Here is a 3,849-nt window from a genome sequence, read left to right as displayed (position 1 = left end):
ATTGCTTCCTTTGTGCAGGTTCGGTGTAAACAAAGAAAAATTCCTCAAATTGATCAAAAATTAGCACCGTCCGCAGGTTGCGCTGTTCGTTTTCCCGTAGTTGAGTGATTAGAAACTTTGTAGAGACGCGATTCATCGCGTCTTCACTAGGACGTGAAGAAGACGAAAGAAGTAAGGAGTGGGTATTTTGAATATCAAAGGTCGAAGTTCCGAGTTCTGAGGTCGAAGTTCCGAGTTCTGAGGCTGAAGTTCCGAGTTTTGAGGCTGAAGTTCCGAGTTCTGACTCTCGCAAATCAGGGAAGACGCGATGAATCGCGTCTCTACAAACTTCCGACTCCTCACTTTTTCCCAAAAGCCTGCCTAACTCTTCTACCCAGTTGGTGTAAACGCGCATTACCACCGGCAAATAATCTTGAGTACCGATCGCTTTATTCTTTAAAGCTGGTACTAGTCCCGCATTCACCAGGGAACTTTTGCCTACACCCGATTGCCCATGAATTACTATCAACTTATAATCAGGGCGACCCATGCGTTCAATTAAACGTTCTACATCCAATAGGCGACCAGATGCAGCAATTTCTGGAGCAATATTTCCTTGGGGAGAGTTTGAGCGCAATGTCTCTACAAATGCCTGTTTGGTAGCTTCTAACCTACCCGCACCAATAAAAGCCCGCAAACCAAATTGCTGTTCAATAGAACGCTGTTGCTGTTTGATTTTGTATGCTTTGAGATATTCTTTCTGCTCAAAGTAAAGCTGCTGCAAAAATCTGAGAATATCCAAAAAAAGCCTTATATCTTCTAAGGGATTACCCACATCTCTAGCAGTTTCTAAGCTTAGAGTTGCCTGTTGAGTTTGACCTAATTGATATTGAGAACGGCCTAAAATAAACTGATATAAACTCAAATCTTTTGATTTTATATCTCTTTCGGGAATATCAGATAAAATCCCTGATGTATTTGCTGATTCCAGATTGGGAATCGTAGAAAAAACCTTTAAGGCTTGCTGAACAAGCTGATTTGCTTTGACCCAGTTTTTTTGAGCAAAAGCTACCTCAGCTAAAGAACCGTAATCCTTGGCTAATTCTCTTGGCTGGTTGTTATTTTGATGGATTACTAAAGCTTGTTCGGAAAGACTCTGCAACGTTTCCCACTTTTGCAAGTCTCGCAAGATATCACCGAATTTAACTACTGAAGTAGCAATTAAATCTGGACTTTTCAATCGGCTAATAAAATTTATATACTCTTGGACATAATGCCAAGTTGCTTGCCAATCTGGATGATTGATATCTTGATGTTTAAAAGCTTTTAAATAATAACAAAAGCCAATCTCACTGAGGATTTTTGCCTGTCGTTCTAAATTATGATTTTGCTGCCAGAGCTTATCAGCTTTGTGATAATGATCTAACGCCGAATCTTTTTGATTATTTATCTGTTTGATAAAACCTAACAAGGATTCTAAATTAGCTTGAATTTCTAAATTATAAATATCTGGCTTTTTAAGTAATTCTCTTTGCGCCGCTTCTAACTCATTTTCCCGTTTAAGATATTCATCTACGCTAAATTTTAAGTTATTACTAAACCATTGATTAGCTATTTCGATGATAAAATATACTAATTCTTGTGTTGATATGGCAAAATCTCTCGTAGTTGCCCAACTTTCCAAATCGGGTGCAAGCTGGATTAGTTGTTTGTAAATTTCATCGTCAATCCATAACACTAAGGGAAAAGCAAAATTCTTGCGAAACTCCTCCCGCACCTGATTTGCAGAAGTTAACATCACGGGCAAATTCTGCACTGATTCCAAACCCACAACCATTACACAGGCTGGTATCTCTTCGCCAAATTCTTCCTGAATGGTAGTATAAAGAGTCCTGTTCGATTGCTGCACCGCCAAAACAAGAATTTCGACTTGACAAATTTCTTGCAATCTGGAGATTAAGCGATCGCGCAGGCTACCATAATTACACCGTGCCAATATCAGCTTAAACTGTCCCACAGAGGATTCAATCGCCCAAGCTAATTGTTTCAGAGAGCGATCGCTGCTTACACGATCATCTTCTGGTGATTGCGAGTCTGTCATAAGCTTATGTGCTTTTCGGGTGCGAATTTTGACTATATGTTTTGACGTTGAGTCAACATATCCCGCCTTGCACTTAAGTGCAAGGCTAATAGCTGAAGTCCACTGAAGTGGACTAGTGGACTGGAAGTAATTATTAGTCCTCTTAAGCTATTAGCCTGGGATTTTAATCCCTGGCGGGTGAGTGGGTAAGTGAAAGATACTTCACTGCAACTCCTTCGCTTCAGCCAAAACCGGATTAACGTCAAACCAAGACTCGCCACCATCCCGATATTCAAAGACAAACCGACTGCGGATCAGTTTTTGATATCCGTGGTCATCACTCACCTTTTTCCTTTCCTTGACGTGACGTAATAATTGCCACTCATCCTCAGAAATCGGTAACATTATCTCATTCCGCCGAGAACGAATCACTTGCTCTAAGGTTTCACGAGTTAAGGGAAGACTCATCTCTTCCATAATCCAGGTATTCAGCAGCCTTAACACGTCCCGCACATGACCACCGCTCATTTGACATAAACGCTCTAGGCTAGCAGCACTATCAAAAATCTCGGTAACTTTATTTAGACGCTCCTCTGGTGTCATGTCAGGAAAAGCTCTTGCTAGTACCATCTGCTGCATGAGCGCCATTCCCTGTGTATGAACACTGCCATCAGACCACTGTACAGGTACCATTGGTAACACCTTGGGGTCTTCTGGGAAACGCTGGGTTAGCATTCCGTAATCATTGGAAAACTTCAAGGACAAGGGCATGGTGTAGATGAGATGACAATTAAGCTTAGTCAAAAACTCACCTTGATCGACAAATAAATATTCTTGCTGCGGACGACCCCAAGGTTTGGCACGATTATCTATGCGGTCAAGATTATCGACAATTACCACCAAACCATTTTTACCCTGCTGTTTGAGTTTAGCGATCGCAGGTTCCAATAATTCTTGATTAATCGCTTCCAGCAGTTTAGTTTTTTGCGGTGCTAAATACTGATTAAGTTTTTCTCGCAGGGTTGGGTCATTTTTCATCTTCGCGGTGATTTCACCAATGCCCATAGACAAAGAAAACTTATCTTTATCTGCGGATAAACCGACATCACCAAGCATCGGAAGCTTAACTTTTCCCGCCGTCACCTCAGAGTTTAATACCTTCCAAGCACCTTGCAGCAACTCATTAAACTTGTTAGGTGACTCCAAGGTAATTTTATCCAGACTTTGACTCACACGCCGAGCGATCGCTAACAGCACATCAGCAATATCGACATCGGTCATTTCCAAATCGTCGCTGGACTCAAAATAGACCACATGGAAGCCTAACTGTTCCAGTTCTGCCTGTAACCGTAATAGTTCTGTCGATTTTCCACAACCAATATGCCCAGTAAATAAAGTGCAGGTGGGTTCATTAGGCTTAAAGAAGGTAATTTTTTGCTTCAGCTTGCCAAGAATATCACCACCTCGGACTGAGGAAAAATCTATGTAATACTTGCTATCAGAGCTATGGTTGACAAACAGAGTTCTGCTGGGATCGCTAGCCTGATAAAATTCCCGTAAATCTATGGGCATAACCTGGTAGTGCAATTATTTGGTATTGTCTTAACACATCCTTGTTAAAAAGCATAAATTTTTACTTAGATCGTGAATTAGCTGCGTACCTCTGCGTTTAAATTTCTCCCCTCAATTCGCCACGATTTTACGCAAAGCTGTAACTAATATGCTGACAATTCAGCGGCATCTGGAAAACCTCTCTCTAAATCTCTCTCCTAAAAGGAGAGAGACTTTGA

General features: G+C 41.2%; 1 protein-coding gene and 1 pseudogene. Both read right to left on the bottom strand.

The genetic code is table 11. The features are described 5' to 3' along the window. Positions 1 to 2,080: pseudogene (locus VB740_RS36160) on the bottom strand (ribosome assembly protein 4); the annotation flags it as partial. Between the two features lie 201 nt (positions 2,081 to 2,281). Further along, positions 2,282 to 3,631 (bottom strand): ATP-binding protein, encoded by a 1,350-nt coding sequence (locus tag VB740_RS36155; RefSeq protein ID WP_323204614.1) that lies wholly within the window; start codon positions 3,629 to 3,631, stop codon positions 2,282 to 2,284. Positions 3,632 to 3,849: the final 218 nt, after the last annotated feature.

It is taken from the genome of Nostoc sp. UHCC 0251 (assembly GCF_034932245.1).
Lineage (GTDB): Bacteria > Cyanobacteriota > Cyanobacteriia > Cyanobacteriales > Nostocaceae > Nostoc.
Note: the sequence above shows the minus strand (reverse complement) of the source record. Positions and strands in the feature narration are given on the sequence as shown.

Excerpts from the sequence above, each read along its gene's own strand:
- VB740_RS36155 (WP_323204614.1), bottom strand. The coding sequence starts at position 3,631 with ATGCCCATAGATTTACGGGAATTTTATCAGGCTAGCGATCCCAGCAGA.